The organism is Pseudoalteromonas sp. 11L1 (assembly GCF_055397545.1).
On record NZ_AP041141.1, the window covers coordinates 244527 to 270063 of the forward strand.

The 25537-nt window shown below is 38.6% G+C and carries 25 protein-coding genes; 3 read left to right on the forward strand and 22 right to left on the reverse strand.

The features are described 5' to 3' along the window. Positions 1 to 58: 58 nt before the first annotated feature. The 8 genes from ACZ5WS_RS01130 to ACZ5WS_RS01165 all read right to left on the reverse strand — a co-directional run bounded on the left by ACZ5WS_RS01130 (position 59) and on the right by ACZ5WS_RS01165 (position 6535). Entirely contained in the window at positions 59 to 802 is a 744-nt protein-coding gene (locus ACZ5WS_RS01130) for a cytochrome c1 (protein WP_041709186.1), read from the reverse strand. Continuing rightward, positions 799 to 2064, reverse strand: a complete 1266-nt coding sequence (locus ACZ5WS_RS01135; protein ID WP_010390662.1) for a cytochrome b — start codon at positions 2062 to 2064, stop codon at positions 799 to 801. The genes ACZ5WS_RS01130 and ACZ5WS_RS01135 overlap by 4 nt, the downstream gene beginning before the upstream one ends. Then, positions 2064 to 2654, reverse strand: coding sequence for a ubiquinol-cytochrome c reductase iron-sulfur subunit (gene petA, locus ACZ5WS_RS01140; protein ID WP_010390661.1), 591 nt, complete (start codon positions 2652 to 2654; stop codon positions 2064 to 2066). The genes ACZ5WS_RS01135 and petA overlap by 1 nt, the downstream gene beginning before the upstream one ends. Positions 2655 to 3293: 639 nt before the next feature. Then, positions 3294 to 3686, reverse strand: coding sequence for a 30S ribosomal protein S9 (gene rpsI / locus ACZ5WS_RS01145; protein WP_024600778.1), 393 nt, complete (start codon positions 3684 to 3686; stop codon positions 3294 to 3296). Between the two features lie 8 nt (positions 3687 to 3694). Beyond that, entirely contained in the window at positions 3695 to 4123 is a 429-nt protein-coding gene (gene rplM / locus ACZ5WS_RS01150; protein ID WP_008110876.1) for a 50S ribosomal protein L13, read from the reverse strand. A 366-nt stretch (positions 4124 to 4489) separates the two neighbouring features. After that, on the reverse strand, positions 4490 to 4837 hold the full coding sequence (locus ACZ5WS_RS01155) for a four helix bundle protein (protein ID WP_075170549.1): 348 nt from the start codon (positions 4835 to 4837) through the stop codon (positions 4490 to 4492). A 374-nt stretch (positions 4838 to 5211) separates the two neighbouring features. Continuing rightward, complete coding sequence (mutM, locus tag ACZ5WS_RS01160) at positions 5212 to 6021, reverse strand: bifunctional DNA-formamidopyrimidine glycosylase/DNA-(apurinic or apyrimidinic site) lyase (RefSeq protein ID WP_464710117.1); 810 nt, start codon at positions 6019 to 6021, stop codon at positions 5212 to 5214. A gap of 13 nt (positions 6022 to 6034) precedes the next feature. Further along, complete coding sequence (locus ACZ5WS_RS01165) at positions 6035 to 6535, reverse strand: hypothetical protein (protein ID WP_464710120.1); 501 nt, start codon at positions 6533 to 6535, stop codon at positions 6035 to 6037. Between the two features lie 117 nt (positions 6536 to 6652). Here ACZ5WS_RS01165 and ACZ5WS_RS01170 point away from each other — a divergent pair, with 117 nt between their 5' ends. The 3 genes from ACZ5WS_RS01170 (at position 6653) to ACZ5WS_RS01180 (ending at position 9914) form a co-directional block, all read left to right on the forward strand. Continuing rightward, positions 6653 to 7576, forward strand: a complete 924-nt coding sequence (locus ACZ5WS_RS01170; protein ID WP_013464036.1) for a manganese-dependent inorganic pyrophosphatase — start codon at positions 6653 to 6655, stop codon at positions 7574 to 7576. Between the two features lie 357 nt (positions 7577 to 7933). Next, a complete protein-coding gene (locus ACZ5WS_RS01175) occupies positions 7934 to 8386 on the forward strand; it encodes an REP-associated tyrosine transposase (protein WP_290168992.1) in 453 nt (150 codons plus the stop codon). A 148-nt stretch (positions 8387 to 8534) separates the two neighbouring features. After that, entirely contained in the window at positions 8535 to 9914 is a 1380-nt protein-coding gene (locus ACZ5WS_RS01180; RefSeq protein WP_464710124.1) for an MBL fold metallo-hydrolase RNA specificity domain-containing protein, read from the forward strand. A gap of 361 nt (positions 9915 to 10275) precedes the next feature. Here ACZ5WS_RS01180 and ACZ5WS_RS01185 read toward each other — a convergent pair whose 3' ends face one another. The 14 genes from ACZ5WS_RS01185 to ACZ5WS_RS01250 all read right to left on the reverse strand — a co-directional run bounded on the left by ACZ5WS_RS01185 (position 10276) and on the right by ACZ5WS_RS01250 (position 25331). Further along, a complete protein-coding gene (locus ACZ5WS_RS01185) occupies positions 10276 to 11442 on the reverse strand; it encodes a nucleotide sugar dehydrogenase (RefSeq protein ID WP_290168996.1) in 1167 nt (388 codons plus the stop codon). Between the two features lie 100 nt (positions 11443 to 11542). Then, positions 11543 to 12310: a glycosyltransferase family 2 protein gene (locus ACZ5WS_RS01190; protein ID WP_138609459.1), complete on the reverse strand. Its 768-nt coding sequence runs from the start codon at positions 12308 to 12310 to the stop codon at positions 11543 to 11545. Between the two features lie 17 nt (positions 12311 to 12327). Further along, complete coding sequence (locus ACZ5WS_RS01195; protein ID WP_138609457.1) at positions 12328 to 13122, reverse strand: glycosyltransferase; 795 nt, start codon at positions 13120 to 13122, stop codon at positions 12328 to 12330. Positions 13123 to 13191: 69 nt separating this feature from the next. Further along, positions 13192 to 14265 (reverse strand): EpsG family protein, encoded by a 1074-nt coding sequence (locus tag ACZ5WS_RS01200; protein ID WP_138609455.1) that lies wholly within the window; start codon positions 14263 to 14265, stop codon positions 13192 to 13194. Between the two features lie 13 nt (positions 14266 to 14278). Beyond that, positions 14279 to 15019: a hypothetical protein gene (locus tag ACZ5WS_RS01205; protein WP_138609453.1), complete on the reverse strand. Its 741-nt coding sequence runs from the start codon at positions 15017 to 15019 to the stop codon at positions 14279 to 14281. A gap of 266 nt (positions 15020 to 15285) precedes the next feature. Continuing rightward, a complete protein-coding gene (locus ACZ5WS_RS01210) occupies positions 15286 to 16698 on the reverse strand; it encodes an oligosaccharide flippase family protein (RefSeq protein ID WP_138609451.1) in 1413 nt (470 codons plus the stop codon). 51 nt (positions 16699 to 16749) lie between these two features. Continuing rightward, a complete protein-coding gene (locus tag ACZ5WS_RS01215; protein WP_464710133.1) occupies positions 16750 to 17880 on the reverse strand; it encodes a TDP-N-acetylfucosamine:lipid II N-acetylfucosaminyltransferase family protein in 1131 nt (376 codons plus the stop codon). 259 nt (positions 17881 to 18139) lie between these two features. Next, the gene (locus ACZ5WS_RS01220) at positions 18140 to 18700 is read right to left on the reverse strand and encodes an acyltransferase (RefSeq protein WP_464710137.1); all 561 of its coding nucleotides are present in this window, start codon (positions 18698 to 18700) and stop codon (positions 18140 to 18142) included. Continuing rightward, the gene (locus ACZ5WS_RS01225; protein WP_138607398.1) at positions 18700 to 19791 is read right to left on the reverse strand and encodes a DegT/DnrJ/EryC1/StrS family aminotransferase; all 1092 of its coding nucleotides are present in this window, start codon (positions 19789 to 19791) and stop codon (positions 18700 to 18702) included. Before ACZ5WS_RS01225 ends, ACZ5WS_RS01220 begins: the two co-directional genes overlap by 1 nt. 2 nt (positions 19792 to 19793) lie before the next feature. After that, the gene (gene rfbA / locus ACZ5WS_RS01230; protein WP_138607396.1) at positions 19794 to 20669 is read right to left on the reverse strand and encodes a glucose-1-phosphate thymidylyltransferase RfbA; all 876 of its coding nucleotides are present in this window, start codon (positions 20667 to 20669) and stop codon (positions 19794 to 19796) included. A 226-nt stretch (positions 20670 to 20895) separates the two neighbouring features. Then, positions 20896 to 21252: a four helix bundle protein gene (locus tag ACZ5WS_RS01235; RefSeq protein WP_138607394.1), complete on the reverse strand. Its 357-nt coding sequence runs from the start codon at positions 21250 to 21252 to the stop codon at positions 20896 to 20898. A 197-nt stretch (positions 21253 to 21449) separates the two neighbouring features. After that, entirely contained in the window at positions 21450 to 22679 is a 1230-nt protein-coding gene (locus ACZ5WS_RS01240; RefSeq protein WP_464710141.1) for a GDP-mannose 4,6-dehydratase, read from the reverse strand. Between the two features lie 80 nt (positions 22680 to 22759). Next, positions 22760 to 23734: a Wzz/FepE/Etk N-terminal domain-containing protein gene (locus ACZ5WS_RS01245; RefSeq protein WP_464710144.1), complete on the reverse strand. Its 975-nt coding sequence runs from the start codon at positions 23732 to 23734 to the stop codon at positions 22760 to 22762. Between the two features lie 271 nt (positions 23735 to 24005). Then, on the reverse strand, positions 24006 to 25331 hold the full coding sequence (locus ACZ5WS_RS01250) for a hypothetical protein (protein ID WP_464710147.1): 1326 nt from the start codon (positions 25329 to 25331) through the stop codon (positions 24006 to 24008). Positions 25332 to 25537 lie beyond the last annotated feature (206 nt).

Sequence of the window (25537 nt, forward strand, 5' to 3'; positions counted from 1 at the left end):
AAAACAGCAATAGGGGCTTAAGCCCCTATTGCAAAATTACCTTTAAATATGTTCAAACTTAATGAACATCTCTCCAGTATTCTTTCTTCAGCATAAATGCCAAGATAAATAGGATAATTAAAAATCCGATTACCTTAAGACCTAGCGCTTCCGACTCGAGACGTGTAGGTTCACCTACATACTCTAGGAAATTCGTTAAATCACGAACTGCTTGGTCATATTCATCTACACTTAATTCGCCCGTACCATCTGTTTTTGTACCAGTAATATGAGTGGTTGTTTTACCATCTACTGTTACTTCTTCAGTAATTGCAGTAGGAACACCTTGCAACTCTTGAAGAACATGTGGCATACCCACCGATGGGAATAACGTATTATTTACGCCAAACGGACGAGATTCATCTTTGTAAAACGATTTTAAATAGGTGTAAATCCAATCACTGCCACGCACACGCGCAACGTTGGTTAGATCCGGCGGAGCCGCACCAAACCATTTTGCAGCATCTTCTTTTGCCATAGCGTTAAGGATATGACCACCCACTTTTGAACCATCAAAAATAAGTTGCTCTTGACCAATCTCTGTTGGAATACCAATGTCACGGAAAGTACGTTCATAACGTTGATACTGCATTTGGTGACAACCAAGACAGTAGTTCATGAACAACTTAGCGCCACGCTGCAAAGAAGGTTGATCAGATATATCGTTACCCGCTTCCATTAGAGGAACTGACGGGCCAGCCGCCATTGCAGGTAACACGTTTACTGATAAAGCAAATAAACCTATTAATAGCTTTTTCATCATTTCGTTAACCTCTCAGGCAATGGCTTAGTTTTTTCATTCTTACTGTAAACAAATAACAGTACGAAGAACATAAAGTAAGTCACAGTACAGACTTGCGAAACAATCGTTTTAAAATCAGTTTGTGGTGTAGCACCAACCCAACCTAAAAGAACGAAAGTAACAACAAAACCTGCAATGTTCCATTTGTGGAAACCACAACGGTAACGAACTGAGCGAACCGAACCACGGTCAATCCAAGGTAATAATGCTAGCACGACAATTGATGCACCCATTGCAGCAACACCCATTAGTTTGTCAGGGATTGCACGTAAGATTGCATAGAATGGCGTGAAGTACCAAACAGGGAAAATATGCTCTGGTGTTTTAAGTGGGTTAGCTGCTTCAAAGTTTGGCGCTTCTAAGAAGAAACCACCCATAGCAGGCATAAAGAACACAACCCAGCAGAACAAGATTAAGAAACCAACTACGCCCACAATATCTTTTACTGTGTAATAAGGGTGGAACGGAATCGCATCAATAATGTCTTTTTTATCAGTGTAGTATTCATGGAACTTAAACTTAGGCTTGTCTTCTTCAGCCACAGTTCCTTTTTTACGTTTGTTATCAATACCGTCTGGGTTATTAGAACCCACTTCGTGTAGTGCAACAATGTGTAAAAATACTAAGATAACAATAACCAATGGCAGTGCAATTACATGTAATGCAAAGAAGCGGTTAAGCGTTGCACCTGAAATTACATAGTCACCACGGATCCACAGTGTTAAGTCATCACCAATAACCGGGATAGCCCCGAATAATGAAATAATTACCTGTGCACCCCAGAACGACATTTGGCCCCATGGTAATAAATAACCCATGAATGCTTCAGCCATTAGGGCTAAGAAAATGAACATACCGAATAACCACAGTAACTCACGTGGTTTTTGGTAAGAACCGTAGATCATGCCACGGAACATGTGCATGTAAACAACGATGAAAAACGCAGATGCACCCGTTGAATGCAAATAACGTAATAACCAACCGTACTCTACATCACGCATGATGTATTCTACTGATGCAAATGCACCTTCAGCAGATGGTACATAGTTCATCGTTAACCAAATACCTGTAAGTATTTGGTTTACTAGTACTAACATAGCTAGAGAACCGAAGAAGTACCAGAAGTTAAAGTTTTTCGGTGCTGGATACTGTGCAATGTGCATGTTCCAAACACGTGTCATTGGGATACGGTCGTCTATCCACTCAACAATTTTACCAAACATTAGGCCACCCCTTGTTCTTCGCCCACTAAAATAGTGGTCTCATCAAGAAAAGTATATGGTGGAATTTCTAAATTTAATGGTGCAGGTACCGATTGGAATACACGGCCAGCCATATCAAACTTAGAACCGTGACATGGACAGTAAAAACCGTCATCAGTCCCTTCCACTTTCTCACCAAAGCCACCTTGTAAAAAGCTAGGTGAACAACCCAAATGCGTACAAATACCTACAGCGACAAAAATCTCTGGGCGTAATGAACGGAAATCATTGGTTGATGATTCTAATTGTTGTGGCTCTTGCGATTGCGGATCACGAAGTTGACCTTCATGTTCTTTCATCTGCTCAAGCATTTTTGGGGTCCGTGATACAACCCATACAGGTTTACCACGCCACTCGACACGTATTAATTGTCCTGGCTCAAGTTTGCTGATATCTACTTCTACAGGCGCACCCGCAGATTTAGCTCGCTCACTTGGATTCCAAGACGCAATAAAAGGAACAGCAGCCCCAGCCGCACCAACACCACCAACAACAGAGGTAGCTATGGTTAAAAAGCGACGTCGGCCATTGTCTACAGGCGCATTGCTCATCCACTTATCTCCACTATGATTCTCAACACTTGCTATATTGAGAACATCAGTTACAGCAGGTTAATTTTTCGAATTTTAAAAGAGAAACGATCATAATTAAAACCCTTGCTTAAAACAAGGTTATTCACAGCCTCCTGCTCGAATAAACCTGACTTGCTCAAATAGTTGATTAAGTAAGCTCGAGTATGAAACCAAATGACTATAGTATCGCTTCCGTAAAAACAATTTGTAAACAAGTACAATCTCACCAACTAAGTACAGTAACAACTGAATTTGGCGACATTAAACTCATTCACTTTATTTGCCCGCCAATTGTAGCAAAAAAATTCACCAATTAACTGATGGATTTAAACTAATTGCGATAATTATTTAACTTTTTTTGCGTTAGTCGGTCATTTTTAAGCTTTCGTTCAATAAATACGCATGCTTTGCCGATTCTGATCAAGCTAATGTCGACATTAGTAGTAAAGGGAAAGGTTTTAGGTTTTAGGTTTTAGGTGTTAGGTTTTGAGCTTTAGGTTGTTCTGGATCTTTGTCTTCCTGATACCTAATACCTTTATCTTCCTAATACCTTTTATTTAATCTAAAAACAAAAAACCCAGCATAAGCTGGGTTTTTGAATTCTTGATAACGTAAAAATTAACGTTTTGAGAACTGTGGACGCTTACGCGCTTTCTTAAGACCCACTTTCTTACGTTCAACTTTACGTGCATCACGAGTAACGAAACCTGCTTTACGAAGTTGTGGACGTAGTGACTCGTCAAACTCCATAAGTGCACGAGTGATACCGTGACGGATAGCACCAGCTTGACCAGTAGTACCACCACCGGCAACGGTGATGTGAAGGTCAAATTTTTCAGTCATGTCTACAAGCTCAAGAGCTTGACGAACAACCATGCGTGCTGTTTCGCGACCAAAGTACTCTTCTAAAGAGCGCTTGTTGATTACGATGTTACCAGTGCCTGGGCGTAAGAATACGCGAGCACTTGAACTTTTACGACGACCTGTACCGTAGTATTGATTTGCCATGATAGTGCTCCTTAAATGTCTAGAACCTGAGGCTGTTGTGCAGCATGGTTATGCTCAGTACCCGCGTAAACTTTAAGTTTGCGGAACATAGCGCGGCCTAAAGGACCACGTGGCAACATGCCTTTAACAGCTTTTTCGATGATCATTTCAGGCTTTGCAGCTTGAAGTTTATCAAAAGTAGTAGACTTAAGACCACCTGGGAAACCAGAGTGAGCGTAGTACACTTTATCTTTGAATTTGTTACCAGTAACAGTAACTTTCTCAGCGTTGATAACGATGATGTAATCACCAGTATCTACGTGTGGTGTGTACTCAGCTTTGTGCTTACCGCGTAGGCGATGAGCGATTTCAGTAGCGATGCGACCTAAAGTTTTATCTTCAGCGTCAACTACGTACCAGTCACGTTTTACTGTTTCTGGTTTAGCAACAAACGTTTTCATTTATAAAAATCCAATGTTTTTCAATTAAAACCACAGGTAGTTATTATTAACTACCGCTCTAAGTATGCTACAACCCCTTCGAGTTTTAGACTTTTTCGCCGCTCACAAGTGGCTAAACTATATGAGGACATAGAACGCAACGTGGCAGACGCGGGAGTATACCAGCACTTAAACTACATTGCTACCGGCCGGTTGTTTTTTCCGCAAAAAGTTTTAGGTTTTAGGTTTTAGGTTTTAGGTTTTAGGTTTTAGGTTTTAGGTTTTAGGTTTTAGGTTTTAGGTTTTAGGTTTTAGGTTTTAGGTTTTATCAAAAATAACCATAAAATCAGTATGGGCAATTAAAATAGCTTAAACAATTTAAATCTCTCAGATTCGTTCTTTAATTTTAGAGATTAAGCTCGATAGCATCTTTGATAACTCAGATGTTTCACACAACCAAAGTTGGCCGACATTCGAATCAATATAGTTTATATCAATACCTATATAAATTTGTGTTCTAGCTTCAGCTAAAGAAGAACGAGCAATATCTAAAAAACGCACTTTTTCTCTGTCACTATCTCGTGTCATTCCCTCAGCAATATTACTAGGTACAGACAATCCTGCGCGTGTTAACTGATCTCGAAAACCAAAATCTTTTGTTATTGTTGGATTTTTATATATATCTGCACTTAATCGAGCAGCTCGTTTCCATACCTCTAAACTTTCAAAATTCATCATATCTATTATCCTTAATGATATATTTTGAGCTTAGTTTTTATTTAATAAAATACAACCTTAAATTTTGCTCTTAATCTCTACCTAACACCTAATGCGCGGCATAAAGCCCCGCATACGCTCAACCCTTGCAATGTACGTGGCTTAATGTCTACCTAACACCCTAAACCTGCTCTTTTACCTTTAACCAAACACCTGCGCGACATTAAGGCCCACCTAAGTTTAATCCAAACACCGTGCTTGGCTTAATCTCTACCTAACACCTTTAAACTTTTGCGCCACAGAGTGCACAGAGGCGCCTCGCGGAAAGAGAGCGCCATAGGTTTGAGGTTTTCCTAGTACCTAACACCTAATACCTAACACCTAACACCTAATTACTTCTGACACACCTCACAAAAAACGGTGCTGCGTTGCCCTAGGCGAATTTCTGTTAGTGCTGTGTCGCAATTTACACAAGGCTGGCCTTTTCGACCATACACTAATAGCTGTTGCGCAAAGTAGCCTGGCTTACCGTCACTTTGGGCAAAGTCTTTCAACGTTGTGCCACCTTGAGTGATTGCTGCGGCTAGGGTGTCTTTTATAATTGGGATTAATGCTTGGTAGCGTTTTAAACTGACCTTACCGGCTTCTTTTCGCGGATCGATACCTGCTTTAAATAACGACTCGTTAGCGTAAATATTACCGACCCCCACCACCACGGCGTTATTCATAATAAACTGCTTAACAGGCACTTTTTTATTACGAGATTGCTCATAAACACGTTTAGCAAAAAAGTCATCGGTGAGTGGCTCGGGGCCTAATTTAGCAAGTAACTTATGCTCTTCATTGGGTGCTTGCCATAAACAGCAACCAAAGCGACGTGGATCGTTTAAACGCAGCGCCTTATTATTCGCTAAAATAAACTCAACATGGTCATGCTTTTTAAGTGGCTCATTGGCGTTCACAACCCGCAAGTTACCCGACATACCTAAATGCAATATAGCCGAGCCTAGCTCGCATTCTAACAATAAGTATTTTGCACGTCGTTCAATACAGCTAACCACTAACCCCTCAAGTTGATACACCTCATCTGGCACAGGCCAGCGCATACTGGCATTATGAATATTTACCTTAGTCACAACTTGGTTTAGCACATGGGGGGTAATACCCATACGGCTAACTTCTACTTCTGGTAATTCAGGCATTAATAAAACTCACTTATGAAAAGGTAAAACTTGGAAATAATTGTTTTGCAGTAGTTAAATCTAGCAACAATAATCGCTGACTGGTTTTATCGAATAGATAATACTGACCATTCGCCTCAAATAATAAGTACACCCAAGATAGGGGCTCACCGGCTAGTTCAAGCGTGGCTACCGATAGTGGCTTATTCATATCAAGCGCATCAGGTGTGATGGTGGTCATCAGCGCGGTATTTTGCCATAAATAAACTAGCTCACTAAGTTGCTGCTCTGAGCCTTGCCAGCTAAGCGGTACATTCTTTTGCAAAGCAGTAGTACGCCAACTAGTGCCAATACGCTCAATTTTTTGGTCGATAAATTTAAGTGTTAATACAAAACTTTGAGGAGGAAGTAGTGGCTGCAATTGCGCCTGTGTTTCATCATTCCCTATGTTTTTATGCAGCCCATTTAAAAAGAAGATCATAATCAACATCGAAAAAATAATAACATTGTTCCAACCTTTTCGGCCGAGTTGCATGTGGGTCTTCCAATTAATAATATCGATTTAAAGTGTAACCAAAACTTAATTACACTGTCTATATGTTAAAATCCAAAGACTTTGCTAGAATATCGGCAAATTTTAAGGAGTTTAGTCATGTCAATGTATGTAGTGGGCCATAAAATCCCAGATTCAGATTCAATATGTGGTGCAATTGCACTGGCTTATTTAAAAAACCAAATTGATGAACCAGCAATCCCAACTCGCCTAGGTGAAGTTTCACCTGAAACACAATTTATTTTAGATAAATTCGGTTTTGAAGCACCTGAGCTAAAACTTAGCTACGCTGGCGAAGACGTTTATATTGTAGACCACACAGAAAAAACCCAAGCACCTGACGATATTGATCAGGCTCGCGTAGTGGGCGTGGTTGATCACCATAAACTAGGTGATTTAACCTCATCAACACCGCTTGAGTGTTGGATCCGCCCTGTTGGTTGTTCTAATACCATTATTAAAATGATGTATGACTTCTACAACGTTGAGATCCCTAAAGACATTGCTGGCATTATGCTTTGCGCCATTTTAAGCGACACGGTTATCTTTAAATCACCAACCTGTACCACAGCCGATATTAAATGTGTTGAAGCACTTGCAGAAATTGCAGGCATTGAAGACTTTAAAGAACTAGGCATGGACATGTTCCGCGTTAAATCAGCCGTTGAAGATACGCCAGTACGTGACTTAGTAATGCGTGACTTTAAAGACTTTAACATGAACGGCAACCTCGTTGGTATTGGTCAGTTAGAAGTTATTGACCTTGCGGTATTTGACGAGATTAAAGCCGACCTTGAAGCCGACATCGCGAAGCTTAAAGAAGAAGGCGGTCGTCATTCAGTATTTTTACTTCTGACCGACATTATGAAAGAAGGCTCACAAATGCTAATTGCATCAGACGATGCTAGCCTAGTTGAGCAAGCTTATGGTGAAAAACCAGAAGACGGTAAAGTATGGCTAGACGGCGTATTAAGCCGTAAAAAGCAAGTAGTGCCACCACTACAAGACGCTTTTAAGAGCTAAGTTCGAGGTTCGAGAAATTTAAAAACCTTGCGGTTAACATCGCAAGGTTTTTTTATGCCTGTAGCAGCGGGTTCACCCCGCGCATTTTCACAACATTTCAAACAGCCTGCGCGGCATAAAGCCCTGCCTACAATAAAACTCTATATTAATCCTACCCGAAGGCGGGAGCTTACCCCGCGCAATTTCACAACTTTTCAAACAACCTGCGCAGCATAAAGCCCTGCCTACAATAAAACTCTATATTAACCCTACCCGTAGGCGGGAGTTTACCTCGCGCACTTTCGCTATGGCAACCCGCTCAAATTCAAAACTATTAATTGCCTGCTATATTTACCTATAAAACCACAAGATATAAAAATGAAAAAATCACAAAACCTAAGGAAAGGTCGTATTTCAATTCCCAATCACTATTACTGCGTAACTCTAGTCATTAATAACAGACAAAAATTATTAAACGACCTTGGTCTCAATAGAAAAATAATTTTTGAAATTAAGAAACTTGAATTAGAAGATGCTTGTGAAAGTGTTGCTTTTGTCTTAATGCCAGACCATATACATTGGCTTTTTCAATTAAAAGTAAGCTTACATTTAAGCGCTTTAATTAGACTATTTAAAGGCCGCTGCGCTAAGCTTGCCCGAGATCAGCACAAAATTAATAAGCTTTGGCAAAGTGATTATTACGATCATATGATCCGAGATGAAAAAGACCTAATTAACTACGCGCGCTATATAGTAGCAAACCCACTTAGAGCTAATATCGTTAATAACGTTGGTGATTACCCATTTTGGGATTGTATTTATTTGAAATAAAATATAATACCCGTAGGCCTAAGTTTGTAAATGCAATTGAAAATTTGTAGGCGGGAGTTTACCTCGCGCAAGTTGTTTAGGCCTATGCACAAAGATTAAAATGCGCGGCATAAAGCCCCGCCTACTAAACAAGCAATAAGGACATAAAATGCAAATACTTCACCACGGAGCGGTAAATGGCGTAACAGGCTCGTGCCACCAGCTGATAATAAACGATCAAAGCTCTTTTCTAATTGACTGCGGACTATTTCAAGGTGAAGATTCTGTTGATGATCTTAATATTGAATTTAATATAGATACAGTCCGCGCGCTGATCGTCACCCATTGTCACATCGATCATGTTGGCCGAATCCCCTACTTATTAATGGCTGGCTTTAAAGGACCCATATTTACCTCTATTGCATCGGCTAGTTTACTGCCACTAGTGATTGAAGATGCATTAAAAGTGGGCGTCACACGCGATCAAAAAATAATAGATACCTGCCTAAGGTTACTTAAACAGCAAATTATTGAAGTTGATTTTAAAGCCTGGTTTGAGCTTCCTTGCAAAGGTGAACACATAGCCAAAGCCCGTCTACAACGAGCAGGGCACATTTTAGGCTCCGCTTATGTTGAAATAGATATAAGCATACCAACTCGTAAAGCTAAAAACTGCCATCGGGTCGTATTTTCAGGTGATTTAGGGGCGCCCTATACGCCTTTACTACCCGCACCTAAAGCGCCCTATAAAGCCGATACCTTAGTTATTGAGTCAACCTATGGTGATAAAAACCATCAAGGACGAAAACAACGTACGCAAACCTTAAAAGCTGTGATTGAGCGCGCAGTTGCCGACAACGGTATCGTGCTTGTGCCTGCATTTAGTATAGGCCGCAAACAAGAGCTGTTATACGAACTTGAACAGCTAATTCATGCTTCAACTAAAAACTCACCTTGGCGCACAATACAAGTAATACTCGACTCCCCGATGGCGGCTAATTTTACTCAGCAGTATCGAAAATTTAAATATTTATGGGATGAAGAAGCAAAACAAAAGGTAGCCAAAGGCCGCCATCCTCTCGACTTTGAAAACCTCACTACAATAAATACCCATAGCGAGCACTTAGCGTTAATAAATTATCTAGCCACCCGCCAAAAACCTGCAATTATCCTAGCTGCAAGCGGTATGTGCACCGGCGGACGAATAGTTAACTACCTAGAGCGATTTTTAACAGATGAAACCACCGACTTACTATTTGTAGGTTACCAAGGGCGCGGAACATTAGGTCGGGACATACAAACATACGGCCCAAAAAATGGTTATGTGTTGATAAGTAATACTAGGGTGAATATTAACGCCAAAATACACACAATAAGCGGCTACAGCGCCCACGCTGATCAAGCAGGTCTCATCAAATTTGTAACCGGTATGCGCAAAAAGCCCCGCTATATAAAAATAGTCCACGGCGATGATGACGCTAAAAATGCACTCGCTACAAAGTATAGGGAAGTACTGGGTGATGATGTCAAGGTTGAGATTGGGAAGTGAGGAGACAAATTCGAGGTTCGAGGTTCGAGGTTCGAGATATTTAAAAACCTTGCGGTTATATCGCAAGGTTTTTAAATATCTGTAGTAGCGGGTTCACCCCGCGTCGTTATTAGGTTTTAGGCCCGTCGCCCGTCTCCCATGAACATAAACCAAACCTGCGCGGCATAAAGCCCCACCTACGTCTAATCCAAACACCGTGCTTGGCTTAATCTCTACCTTATACCTAGAACCTTTGTCTTTAACCAGACACGAAATAAAACCGCTGCTACACCAGTCAAACTTAACCCGTTCCTCGTCGCCCGTAACTCGTACCTCGCAGCCCGTCGCTCGCAGCCCGTATACTTAAGCCTTAAACGATATTTTAATCACTACCAAATAAATCACGCGTATAAACTTTATCAGCAATATCAGCCAGTTCATCAACCATACGGTTTGATAAAATAACATCTGAAAGCTGCTTAAATTCATTTAAATCTTTGATTACCCGAGAATGATAAAACTCATCAGCATCAAGTACGGGTTCAAAAACAACAACTTCAATTCCTTTTGCTTTAATGCGCTTCATAATACCTTGAATGGCAGAGGCTCTAAAGTTATCCGAACCCGACTTCATAACTAACCGATAAACACCGACAACCTTTGGTTTACGATTAATAATTGATTCCGCGATGAAATCTTTTCGTGTTCGATTCGCATCAACAATGGCGCCTATAATGTTGTTAGGAACATCTTTGTAATTTGCTAATAACTGTTTGGTATCTTTAGGTAGGCAGTAGCCACCATAACCAAATGAAGGGTTATTGTAATGGTTACCTATGCGAGGGTCTAAACCAACCCCTTGAATTATTTGTTTGCTACTTAACCCATGTGCCTCAGCATAACTATCAAGTTCATTAAAGTAAGCCACTCGCATTGCTAAGTACGTATTAGAGAAAAGCTTTATCGCTTCAGCTTCTGTTGAGTCGGTAAATAACACCTCAACGTCTTGCTTTATAGCGCCTTGCTTAAGTAAACCTGCAAAAGTTGCTGCTCGCTCGCTTTGCTCACCCACTACAATACGTGACGGATACAGGTTATCGTAAAGCGCCTTACCTTCACGTAAAAACTCAGGCGAAAAGATAATATTATTACAATTAAACTTATCTTTAATAGACTGAGTAAACCCAACCGGCACCGTTGATTTAATAATCATTGTCGCATCAGGGTTTATAGCTAATACGTCAGCAATTACAGCTTCAACTGAGCTTGTATTAAAGTAATTGGTTTGTGGATCGTAATCTGTGGGAGTAGAAATAATTACATACTCAGCATCAACATAAGCAGCTAGTTTATCTGTGGTTGCTGTAAAATTTAGATCTTTACGCTTTAGAAAAAGCTCAATTTGCTCATCAATGATCGGAGATTGCTGATTATTTAATAATTCAACTTTATGCTCATCAATATCAAGCGCCATAACCTCATTATTTTGCGCAAGCAACATTGCATTTGAAAGGCCTACATAACCTGTACCAGCTACAGCTATCTTCATTTTATATTTATCCTATACTTACAGTGCTCTAGCGTTTAAACCTCAAAGAATATACACGCTTTAGCCATAACTTTTTTATATAATCTCTAGATTAAAGAGGTTACTTTCGAAATACTGCCCGCCACGCATAAAAACAAAAACATTTAGCGGCTAAAAATATATTTAGGTTTTCAATATCGCGATAAATACTCCATTGACGCATTATTTTTTTTAACTTATTTCTAGATATCGAGTCGGGTAATATTCGGTATTGAGTTAACACTTTAGGGAATAAATAAGCTTTATTACCAGTTTTTAAAAGCTTTAACCATAGTGCATAATCTTGCCCAGTTCTCAGTAGTGGCATGAACAAGTCGCTAAATGCACTGCGCCTAAGTATTACTGTTGAACACCCCATAGTCGCTTTTTTACATAGCTGATCAGCATAAGAAAAAGCACGTTCTTGCGTAGCATCAACCACTTTATTAAGTCTTTTACTATCACCATCGATAAGTTCATACGCAGTAAAAGAAAAATTAATTGCATCGTTATTTTGCATAAATGCAATCTGCTCATTTAACTTATTTGGCAGCCATAAGTCATCACTATCGACAAAAGCGATAAACTCTCCAGTTACATTAGCTAGCGAGACATTTCTACTAACAGCCGCACCGCTATTAACTGCATTTTTAAAGACAGAGACTCTATTATCATGCCTTGCTATATTTTCTAAAATTTCTAGCGATGAATCTGTCGAACAATCATCTGTAACTAACCACTCCCAATGCGGGTAGTTTTGCTCTTTTATTGCATTGTATACACTTTCTATATAAAGAGCTGAATTATAGGTTGCGGTAATAATTGAAACCTTTGGAATACCTGTACTCATTTATAATTCCATAAAAATTATTTTAGTTTAAAGAAACCTTTAACCGAAAAAACTAAAGCTGAAAAAAAATCGGTGAACCGGACTTCTTTTTTTATTAACCTTTTAACATAAAAAGCAAACAATAAAGGGGCGCCAAAAAGCCCAAATACTCTACGAAAAATAGCCCCTTTAGCACTATTAGCTAAATCATTACTAAAGTCCCCACCAGAAGTAATTTCTCGATGAATCGATGTAATTATAGGCACAAAGCATCCTTTACCTCCCTTATTCAAAATATCAGCAAGAAAAATATTTTCTTCACCTGACTTATGAGTAGCTCCGAGGCCAAATCGAGTATCAAAGGCAACACCTTTATTAATGACGTTATCTCGTTTGATAAAAATCTCAATTGAGCTAACTCTCATAATGCTCATTCGATTATGAACAAACTCAGAAAGTGAATACTTCTTACGAACTTGTGTCTCATCCATTGCATATTTGGTTGTAATGAAGTCATCTTCGCTGTTTTCTAACCTATCAAAGGCTTTAATTACCCCCTCAGGAGTTACCTCAATATCATCATCCGTTAACCAAATTAAATCAGCATCAGATGAAAGAACACCTAACATGCGGCTTCTAGCTAAACCCCGATCTGAAGAGTAAATAATTGAATAAGCTTGTTCGCACTTATTATCAAAACTCTGATGCGCCACTTCAAAAAGCTGACAAACAATAGTTGAGCGAATATTTGTTTTTAAGTAACAATCCTCAGCTAAAGAGACTGCTTTTTCTAGCTGGCTATATACTGTTGATATAACTAATTCTTTTTTCATTTTTAATTTCATACTTATTAAAAATAAGGCTAATTTTAATGTTTTCGACTAGTACCACTAGTGACCACATTAAAAATAAAATTTACCTAAAATGTTGTAAGGAGTGTATTGCTCTGAATTAGTCATAGTAAAAACAAAAAACATAACAATTAGCGATAACACTAATAAATATAGGGGCTTACCTATTCCTTTGAATATTCGCATTAAATAAGTAAGCAATACAATATTAGAAATGTTAAATATAATCACAAATCTGTCACTTAAGTCTTCAAATTGTAACAGTAGAATGCTAAATATTAAGCCTATAAAGCTTAAATTAAAAAATACATGGTAATATTCAAAACGCTTTGCAAGTCGATCATAAAAGTATAATAAAGCAAAAAACATCAATGGTTTCTCAACAAATGAGAACGAGAATGGCTTAGCCTCACCAGAGGCAACATACGACTTAAAAGCGAAAAAGATGACGTTAGAGCTAGGTAACGAATCAGCAATAATTTTTATTATATTTATACTTTGTAAGAGCACAGCACTGGCTAATATAAATAAAAATGTACGCGCTCTAAATTGCTTATGTACAAAAAAGTATAAAGGCAGTACCACAATAAGACTAACGTGAAATGTAATAGCCAGCGCATTTAATAGATAATAATAAATTGCGTTTCTGGATTTTATATACTGAATGGAATATAAAAAAATTGCGACAGCAATACCTTGGCGCAAAAATATCATATTGAACTGAAAGTACCCATACCTCATGTACAATAACAAAGAAAGGATCGTCATTGGGGTATAAATAGAAGCACTTTTATACGTTACACCGATTGTCACCAACGCGGTAAAAACTAAGAAAAAGTTAAAATCGTCAAAAATAGAGTGAATTATAAAGTTATATAGTAAATAACCCTTTTCCAAGCGTGCATTATTTGCAAAATAGGCAAATAGATTAGAGAGGTGCTCCGGCGCATCATAAAAAACCTGATGGTATACCTCCCAATCAGGCTTAGCCCCCACTTCATGCCTTAAACCAGCAAATAAAGCGAGCGTAACCACAACTAAATATCCAATAAAGCTGTAGTCACGTTTAGTTACCGACAAGTATGAAAAAAGAGCAACGATACTCGTAAGAATAAGGTAAATCATTTAAATCGAGCCACTATTTATCTAGCTCAAGCTCTGAAATTAACTTCTCATATAATGAATGTTTATCAAACACTGTATTTTTATCTAAGCCATCTCTTCTTAGCTGCTCATTCCACAAGTGCAACGCTTTGGCACCACTGAGATCAACATCATGCTCACAAGGGAAAAAAATCTGCTTCCAATCATTAGAGCCAACCGGGTAATAACACTCAATAGGGGCTGCATAATTTAACAGGTTATCTTTTTTTACAAAACCAGTTAATGCCTTAGGACCTGTGACTCCCCATGGTAAATAAGAAAAGTCAGAACGCCCCCATGTTCTACCAATAAGCTTTCTAATTAAAAACTTAAACGTATCCCAGCGAGTAAATACAAACGGGTTGTTACAGTACTTGCTTAAATTAGCGAATAATTTATTGCCCGCTTTTTTAGTACCGATCACTGCATTATTGATATAACTTTCATTTTCAAAGCCATAATCAAGGTCGTTTTCAATATAGAATGGAGATAAACAAATTACATCCATATCTACCCAGTAGGTGTTGCTGCACTTTGAGAGCATTTCGTAACGAAAATGATTAGCAAATCCAGCGTAGCTACCTTTACCTTTTCCGGTTACTGAACCATATGTAAAAATCTTTTCTTTAGGTAATATTAGGTTAGCATCAAGTACTTCAACACCCTCAGGTATATTCAATACTTCATCATAAGTATATAGGTACACTTTATGGCCTGCGCGTAAAAAAGAGGTCAAACACACTCTTTCCAGTCTAGATAAAGCCCCACCTATCCATAATGATCTAATTTCTGCTAGCATTTATTTTTACCTATTTTCATATATTGGTTCCTTGGTCCACAGTTTAATCTAACTTAAAAACACTAAACCCTTTAACATCCGCGTCATTATCTCGTATAAAAGTACGCTCTTCAATAAACTTAACCACTAACATTACCAGCCAGTGACGTATGTTAGTATTTACAAACATATAAATTGATTTAAATGTACAAGGTAAATAAAACCTACTGACTCATTTTACGACATACAAAAGATTTAATTTCCCAAAGCTCACTTCTAAAAAAAAGTAATACACTTAGTAATATAACAAACCAAAACAACATAAACTGAATACTAAACATTTGTGCATATAAACTATTTAAAACAGCGCCAAACACTAATACTGTGGAATACAAATACATGCTTTTTCGTGGTATTGGTCGCCAAACATAACTAGCAAACTCAGTTCTCATAATGAAGAAAACCCAAAAGGATACACAGGTGCTCACAGCAGCTCCTGCAGCACCATAAATAGGAATGAGCCACCAGTTACCTAACAAATTAATCACAAACGCAATACATGCCGCCAGCATTGCAAAACCAGAGCGACGCGTTACCCCAATACCTACTACCGTTGTCTCCGATAACGTATAGAGTAATGGGTATCCTAAGCACGAAAGTAAAATCCATTGAACGGGTTTATAAGCATCAGGAAGAATATAAGTAACTATCCATGAAAGCAGTCCCGACAGACTAAACAGCACAATTACAGCTAATAAGACAAAGCGATTTACCTTCGCTATTTTATCAAGGTTCTCGCCTTTTGCAGCCCACTTATAAACAGTCGGAGCCCACACAGTTGAAAAAATACTTTGAAAAATAGTTGCTGACGCAGCAAAGCTTACCGCCACAGAATACAAACCGAGTTGCTCAAAGTTAGATAACTCCTTCAATAATATCTTATCGGTTGCCGTTAACCCCCAAAAAGCCAAGCCTCCAAAAATAAGTGGCATGCCAAACCTCAACAACTGCATCAAATAAGCATAATTTACTTTTTCAGAAATTCCCTTGAGCCACTCATCACGGGTATTCCAAACAAAAATTACACAAACAAATAAAATAGCCGAAACATTAGCTAACAGTAAGTTTGTAATTGTGTTATTAACCGATAAAACAACGTAGCTACCGATAATGATAATCAGCAATAATTTTGGCAGCACTTGACTCATTGAAAAGGCTAACCCCTTTTCATTCATGCGTAAAATAAGTGATAAAAACCGCGAAATAAAACTCGACAAAATAACCAAAGCAACTAGCAAACTTAAAAACTGACTATCTATATCAAACAGCCAACTAGAGATAATATTATCCATGCTCAGCAATACACTGAGTGTCAGTGTTAATAATACTAAGCCTGGTAAAATAGCCACTTTAAATAAGGCGGGTTTGCTTTTTGTTTCGTGAAACTCCCTTACGTAAGCTTGATCTAATCCCAAGCTAAACAGCAAAGTGCTAAAGCTTATCACTACATTAAGCATGGCTAAACGGCCAATGTCTTGTTGTGAAAAAATCCATGTGATGACAGGCAGGGTTATAAAACTAAGAAGTGCTCCTCCTAACGGCCCTAAGGCAAACGCTGCGATTTTTTTAGGAGTCATAACCAACCTTTACTATAATGTTTGCCATTAAATAAGCCAAATCGACATTGTTTATAATGCGCACTCAACCAACTTCTTTGTTTTATCAATAATTGAAGCTCTTCCCCAGATCTCAAATAAACGCTGTTGGTTATTTAAAATCTGCTCAGGTGTTAGTTCAGCTAAAAAGTCTGCAGAGCTAATCTCTTCTAAGCAAAACACAAAAAAGCCATGTTCTTTTAAAAATGAATACAACAGATTGCTCTTATCTAGGTACACTTTTGCGCCTAAATTTAGTAACACAATAATGTTACCCACACCTTGTTGCCTTTTATGCGGCATAACAACACACGAACATGATGAAATAAGTTGAGTGTAATCATCAAATGGCATAAAACTGTCAAGCGCTAAAACATCTCCAGGAAAATGCTTATGGGCATACTCTTTTATAAAAGCGCCATAATTTTTATTACCGTAGCTCAAAGGTATAATGAGTTTTGATAAAGGCGCATCAATCTGCGATAGCAAATCAATGCCATCTAGATGATTACAAGAAAGCGTTGCGCTGTTGCCTAATAATATGTTTTTTCCACAAAGTTCACTGCTACCCTCTTTTGCCCAGTTATCCTGCATGGTTCCATAATTCCAATCCATCAGTTTTGGTTTGTGCTTTGTGGGCCATTTAATAGCTTTATACTCGTTTGTTAATACAGGACAAAATATATCAATTCGCTGCATCATTTTTATTTTTTGTTTTTTTAAGCGATATTGTGAAAATATCAAACGCTTAATTATTCCTTTAAATTCAGCTATAAACCCCTTAACCGGCTTTATGGCTTTATCATTCATGATCTGCTGAGTTTTATCACTAAACATCTCGTATTCATTATCAAAAATAAAATCATAATAGTCATAACCAAAACCCAACCAAATGACTTTAATATTTTTAGGAATATTCACTTTATATACAAATAAAGAATGAAACACGACAACATCTACATCAGTCCAAAATTCACTTTTTCGCGACGCTTTATCCAAAGTTTGTTTATTAATTATTTTTTTATTTTCAAACTTAACATGTTTAATCGTATTATGTTTTTGTACAAGTAATAGGCTGTTTTTTTTAGGGTAAGCCATTTCAAAAGCATTTAAGCCCATATCAATAAACTTTTCATCTGCCGACAAATGCAATATTTTTTTCATACTTCCTAGGTTCTATTGATCGTTCAAAGTTAAATTCACAGCAGTCAGATTGGCATTTGTGTGGTTATTCCCCATAAACAGGCGATAACGCTATAATTAATAACAAACAGGTGCTGCCCGAAGGGTTCTCCTTAGGGGTTATTTACTCTTTGTTGTCTACATGAATGTGGATAAGGGACGAGAGCAAAACACAAAACTTTACCCAGCTTTACTTAGCCCAGCGACTTGTAACACTCGCACCATTAAATGAACCCCGCACCTAACTGCTTGGTACATTCTTTTCTAAGTTCAACAACTTCGTTTTTCTCTTTTTAATGACTTTGGCAGGGCACCCTGCAACAATATCAAAATCATTCACACTTTTAGCAACTAAAGACAGCGCTCCAACAGCAGCTCCTTCTCCAAGAGTAACTCCTGGTAAAATAACGCTGCCTGAACCAACAATGACATGCTTGCCTAAAAAAACAGGTGATTTTTCTACATTAGTTAATTGCTCTGGCACCATAGGGTTTGTCATAAACTCGCCGCTATAATCATCACTTGCGCTATAAATAGAGACTCGTGATGAAATGTTACAAAAATCACTCAGCGTAATTTTTTCTGCACCAATCAAGGAGCTAAAAACGGCAATATGAATATAGTTGCCAATATCTATTCCACCTGCTCCCGCGGATAAAACAACAAAGTCGTCTATTCTTACATTATCGCCAATCGCAATACCTTGAGCACCATAAATACTGGCTTTATCCGATATTCGTACATTCTTGCCGATTGATTTAAAGCCCACCTCTTTAAGTTGCTGCTCAGATAAAATAGCCACTATGTTGGCTCCTTTATTATTTTTTTAAGCAGTTGCGTAACTACAAGTACATCATCAACACTCATATGCGCATGTAAAGGTAGACAAATGGCTCCCTTAGAGATTTTTTGGCTGTTCTTGCAGCCAAAGCTCTTTTGGTCGCTATAAGCTAAATCTAGGGAGGGTGTAAAATATCGTCGACTCTGAATATCATGCGCTGCGAGAGTTTCAATAACGCGCTTTTGCAATTGCTCATCTGCAATATAAATTGGCATATAGGCACCATTTATACTTGCTTGCGATAGCCACTTAGGGAGAGTTAAGTAATCTTTTAATTCATCGCAATACAAAGTAAATAACGTGGCTCTATGTGCAATTATTTCATCTATATCATCAAGCAATGTTAAGCCTACAGCGCATTGGTACTCATTTAACTTTGCGTTTATGCCAGGCTCACCTAAAGTACCGCCGGCTTGTATGCCAAAATTAATAAGTTGTTTCGCCTTCTCATAATCTGCTTTATGTTTAAAAATAATAGCACCACCTTCAACAGTATGAAAAACCTTGGTAGCATGAAAACTTAATGTACTCGCATCGCCAAAACTTAATACCGATTGCTCACCCACTTTTACAGCAAATGCATGAGCGGCATCATAAACCACCTTTTTACCATGGCACTTTGCCACACGAGCAATCGCCTCAACATCACACGGATTGCCGTAAACATGTGTCGCTAAAACACCGTCATAGCTGCTGTTGTGTTCAAAAGCGTCATTGAGTGCATTAGGGCATAAGTTATAACTTTGCGAATCAATATCACTAAAGGCAACATCAATACCTTGCCATAGTAACGAACTGGTTGTGGCTACAAAGCTAAAGGGCGTTGTAATAGCTGATTGTATTCCTAATACTTTACAAGCTACTTGAATAGCTAACGTGCCATTAGACACCAACAACAGGTTTTCAACACCTAGGTAAGCTTCTAAGCGTTGTGTTAATTGCTGATGTAATGGGCCAAAATTGGTGTACCAACCGCTTTCATTTACCTGTTTTAAGTATTGAGTTAGCTTACTTAAATCTGGGCTAAGTGGTTTATTAAGTGCAATGCTCATAACTAGTCTTTTATAACGTCTATTAAATACTGTCCATAACCATTTTTTAATAATGGCTGTGCTAAGTCGATTACTTGTTGTTCGGTTAACCACTTATTGCGAAATGCAATCTCTTCTAAACACGCTACTTTATAGCCTTGGCGCTTTTCAATGGTTTCAACAAATTGTGCTGCTTCAAGTAAGCTCTCATGTGTTCCTGTATCTAGCCAAGCAAAACCGCGGCCTAGCATTTCAATATTTAACTTATTTTTTTGTAAGTAAAGCTCATTAAGGCAAGTAATTTCGAGCTCCCCCCGAACTGATGGCTTAACTTGTTTTGCAAGCTCTACAACCGAGTTATCATAAAAGTACAACCCTGTTACCGCATAATGCGACTTTGGCTTAATGGGTTTTTCTTCTATTGAGATTACTTTTTGGTTTTCATCAAACTCAACAACACCAAAGCGCTCAGGATCTTTTACTTGATAACCAAAAACAGTGGCTCCGTTACCATTTTTCGCATTTTCAACAGCATGCTTAAGTTTTGGAGAAAAGCCTTGGCCATAAAAAATATTATCACCAAGCACTAAGCACACATCATCATTATCAATAAACTCTTCGCCCAAAATAAAGGCTTGTGCCAAACCATCTGGACTTGGTTGTACCGTATAAGTAAGTTCAACACCATAACGCGAGCCATCGCCTAATAAGCGTTTAAATGAGTCACTATCTTCAGGTGTCGTAATAATAAGTATTTCTCGTATACCAGCTAGCATTAAAACCGATAACGGATAATAAACCATTGGTTTATCATATATTGGTAGTAACTGCTTAGACACCCCCATAGTAATAGGGTAAAGCCTAGTCCCGCTGCCACCGGCTAAAATAATTCCTTTCATAGTGTTTCACCTGTAAAGCGTAAAGTGTTAGGTGTTGTTAAGTGTGAAGTGCTAAGTGCTAGGTGTGAAGCGTTTTTATTCTTCCCACTTCTCTCGTCGCTCTTCACCTTAGAGTGTGAAGTGTTAGGTGTGAAGCGTAAAGTGTTTACACTCTTACTACTTCCCTCTTCACTTTTAGCATCTCTCTCTTCGCTCTTCACACTCAATACCTTACAATTAATTATCATTATTCTTTCCTTGCTTTTAGGCTGTTAATTAAACCACCCAATTGAGCAAAAATGTTTTCTATTAATTCTGAAGTTTCTTTATTCAATGGTGCAAACCCTAAACGATTCGCTATTTTCAGTTGGGTTTGTACTTCACTTAATGACCCTCTAGCAATGTATAAAAAGCGAATAAAGTCGGCATCACTTCCCCTTGCCGCCCCTTCTGCTATATTGCTAGGCACGGATACAGCAGCTCTGCGCAGCTGGTTAATTAAACCAAATCTTTCATCACTTGGATAGCTAGCTGTTTCTCTATAAGTTACTTCAACTAAATCCATACTAAATTGCCAAGCTCTTAAGTTTTCGTGATTGCGCATAGTTCCTCCCTTCACTTTTGATTCTGAGGTGCGAAGTGTGAGGTGTTAAATGTGGTTTTACCCTTCCCACTTCACTCTTAACCCTTAACATTGTGAGAATTGTAAAGTGTTAGGTGTGAAGTGTGGTGGTTTACCCTTCACTCTTCATATTGTGTAAAGTGTTAGGTGTGAAGTGTGGTGGTTTTACCCTTCCCACTTCATTCTTCACTCTTAACCCCTAAACGCTCTCGCTGATAGTTACCACTTTGTACATTTTCACACCATGCTTGATTATCTAGGTACCACTGAACGGTTTTACGAAGCCCAGTTTCAAAGGTTTCAATGGGATTCCAGTTGAGCTCTTTACTCATTTTCGATGCATCGATAGCATAGCGCCTATCGTGTCCAGGACGATCAGCTACATACGTAATAAGAGAAGAGTAAGTTGTTAGGGGCGCTCCATCTTTACACTTCACACCTCTCGCTTCACTCGGTACTAACTCATCGAGTATTTCACAAATAGTGGTAACCACTTCAAGGTTAGTTTTCTCATTATGACCACCAATATTATACGTTTGCCCAACTTCCCCTTGGGTTGCAACATTAAATAAAGCACGGGCGTGATCTTCAACATATAACCAGTCTCGAATTTGAGAACCATCACCATAAATAGGTAATGACTTACCCTCTAACGCGTTTAAAATAACGAGTGGTATTAGCTTTTCAGGAAAATGGAATGGGCCATAATTATTAGAACAGTTAGTAATAACAACGGGTAAACCATAAGTACGCTGCCATGCCCTTACCAAATGATCAGAGCCCGCTTTACTGGCAGAATATGGGCTACTTGGTGCATAGGCTGTTTGCTCAGTAAATAAAGGTAAATTATGTGAAGTGTTAGGTGTTAAGTGTGAGGTGTTTTCACTCTTCACACTTTCCGCTTCACTCTTCACTCTTAAGTGTGAGGTGTTTTCACTCTTCACGCTTTCCGCTTCACTCTTTCCATCGTTCACATCATCAGGATGGGGTAAATCACCATACACCTCATCAGTAGAGATGTGATGAAACCTAAACGACTGCTTTTGCGTTTCTGGTAATGTATTCCAGTAGCCTTTTGCTGCCTCTAGAAGCGTATATGTACCAACAATATTAGTTTTAATAAACTCACCAGGGCCATCAATCGAGCGGTCAACATGAGACTCAGCGGCAAGGTGCATTATAATATCTGGCTTATGGGTATTCAGAATTGCATCAACATGTGCGCGTTCGCAAATATCGGCCTGAACAAAAGTGTAACGCTCAGAGCTGTCAATACTTTTTAAAGACTGAAGGTTACCTGCATAAGTGAGTTTATCTAAGTTAATAACTTTATGAGGCGTCTCGTTTATTAAAAAACGGACAACAGCACTGCCAATAAATCCAGCGCCACCGGTAACAAGTATCTTCATTTTTAACCTTTATACTATTATAAATACCCAATGCACCACTTAAAAAGCGCATTATTTAAATCATATACCACTCGCTTAAATTAAACTTTATGCGTGTTTCTTAAAAAGTTTCGAGTGAGTACAACAACAACGCCGAACATTATGCCAAGTAATAACCCTAACACCGCTATTAATGCACGTTTAGGCTTATACTTTTCTTCTGAGGCAATAGCAGGGTCAATCGTTTTAAATACATATTCTGTTCGAACGTTAGCAAACATAATGGTTTTTGCTTGTTCTTCTACTAGCCCATAAAGTACTGCTCTGATATCGGCTATTTTGGTTTGCTCTATTTGTTCTGATAAATATTTAATACTTTTATCTGCCTCAAGCACATCCCGCTCTTTCATTGTTTGGTTAATATCCGCAATTAACCAATCAACCCACTGTTTAGCAACGTGTGGCGATAAGTGCTCAACAGAAAGCGTTACCATACCGGTATCTTTATCTGATGTTGTCGCCACTATTTCTTTGAATTTTTTATATGCTTCTTGCATTGAGGGCTCAGGTTTAAATGGAGGCTCTACTTCACGCACCCATTTTTTTTCGCTTGGTAGGTATATTTCTTCATCATAGGTAAGGGTATTTGTTTCTCTTTCCCACGTTTTGGCAGCCATTAACTCGGGTAATACTCGATGCTGCTGAATAAAGTAACTTATAAATTTACGTGAATTAAGTACCTCAAGCGCGAGTTGTGTTTTATCAATTTCGCCCCCAGCACCTAAATTAACCCCAGCTAAACTCGCTAAACCACCAAATTGACCCGACAGTGCCCCTAACCCACCTGACTGACCTTGCTCTGCGGGTGCTAATAATGCCTGAGACTGATATATGTTAGGCTGATAAAGTGCATAAGCCACCCCCGCTACCGTAAAACACACGGTAATAACCATAATAAGAACTTTACTTTTCCATAAAATCAAAAAAAACGCATACAAGTCAATTTCGTCATCCGTTAAATCTTGCGTTGCAATACGCTGATTAGCTTGCGGTGCCTTTTTTAAATTATTATCCATATAATGAAATCTCACAAAACAAAACAGTGGCGCAGTGTAGCAAACAACGCAGAGGTTGTGAATTTTCAATTGTAGAGGTAACTGTAAATTTAGAATGGTGAATGGTGAATGGTGAATGGTGAATGGTGAATGGTGAATGGTGAATGGTGAATGGTGAATGGTGAATATTAATTAAAAATTTAGTATTAGACCAAACATTTCAAATTAAACATAAAAAAAGCGAGCCTAAGCTCGCTTTTTATTCGCTGTAAAACGAGTAATTAAGTTTTAATTACTTAGTTTTTACGCGATCTTGGTCAGCTTTTGAGTAGTAAACACCAGCTACGTCAATATCGCCAGCTGGAGAGTTAACTACTACTTTAATATGTGCGTTACCCATTACACCACTTTCAGTTGCAAAAGCTTTAACTTCAGCAGAAATATCAGTAGTTGATTTTGGAGTAGCAGTAGCTGTTAATGTTTTAGTGTAAGTTTTGCCTTCAGCTGTGATATCAACAGTGATTGCGCCAGCTACAGAGCCAGTGTTAGAAACAGTAATTGATTGAGCGTACTGAGAGCTAAATGGCATGAAAACGATGTCTTCATCGAAGCCGTTTAAAGTCCAAGAACCAGCAGATTCAGTAGCAACAACTTTAGTAGAAGCAACTGCAGATGCAGTGTTGTACTTGATTGTTGAATCAATAGTGTAGCTTTGTGTAGGAAGGATTGGTGCTGTAGTAACAGCCTTACCTAATACAGTGAAAGTACCAGTCATAGCTTCAGCTGTGTTACCAGCAGCATCAGCAACAGTTACAGTGATTGCATCACCAGCTTCGTTGATTGTGCTTGTATATGTATCAGCACCACCAGTTGCAGCAAATGCAGCAGCAAGCTCAGCAGCATCAATACCTGCATCGCCATCGCTTTCCATCCAAGAGAAATCACCTTTAATTACGTGAGTTGCACCTGTGTAAAGTGCGTCATGTGTACCAGCTGCAGCAACTACAGGAGTAACTACTAGCGTATCAGTTGTAATTGAGTCGTTACCAACTGTAAATTGCTTACGCTCGTTTTCAACGTCGATTACAGCGTTAAGTTTAGTTGTCACTGAAGAAGAAAGCTGAGACTTAGAAGTAACAACTGTAGATACTGCTGTACCAACGTTATCAAGATCTAAACCAGTAGATGTCTTAGCAGCATAAGTAAGTTTGATATCGCCTGCAGCATCAGTTACTGAAGTAGTTTTTAAAGTAGCACCGTTAAGTACGAAATCTTTACCACTGAAAACTTCAACTGGAGAAGGAACAGCAGTTACACGGAAAGTAGCAGTAGAAGCTGTTTTAGATAGTAGACCTACTGTAGGAGTATTAGTAAAACCAGCGAATGTGATAGCAGGGTTAGAAGTAGTATCAAACTCCGCACCAGTTAAAGTAATAGTGAATGTATCACCTACTGCGTACTCAGCAGCTAAACGAATAGTGTATGTAGGTACAGCGATAGAAGCTTGGCCTACAGCACCTTCTAGTGAAACTACGTTAGGCGTAGCAGAAGTTACAGCAGCGTTTGCAGACATAGCAGCTGTAGTAAGCGCTAAAGCAACAAGTGTTTTTTTAAACATTTTTATTCTCCGAGTTTCATGAAACAGGAACTTTCATTGTTCCCTATAAAAGTATATTGGCTGACCATGCACCATAGGCCGTCACCTAAGTGACTACTAGTCATACCAATTGTTAGTCTAAACATTGTTAGTTTATTGTCAAGCAATTAACTTATTTAAAACTAATGCATTTATATTACCGCTTTATGACACTGCCAGCAAGGTTT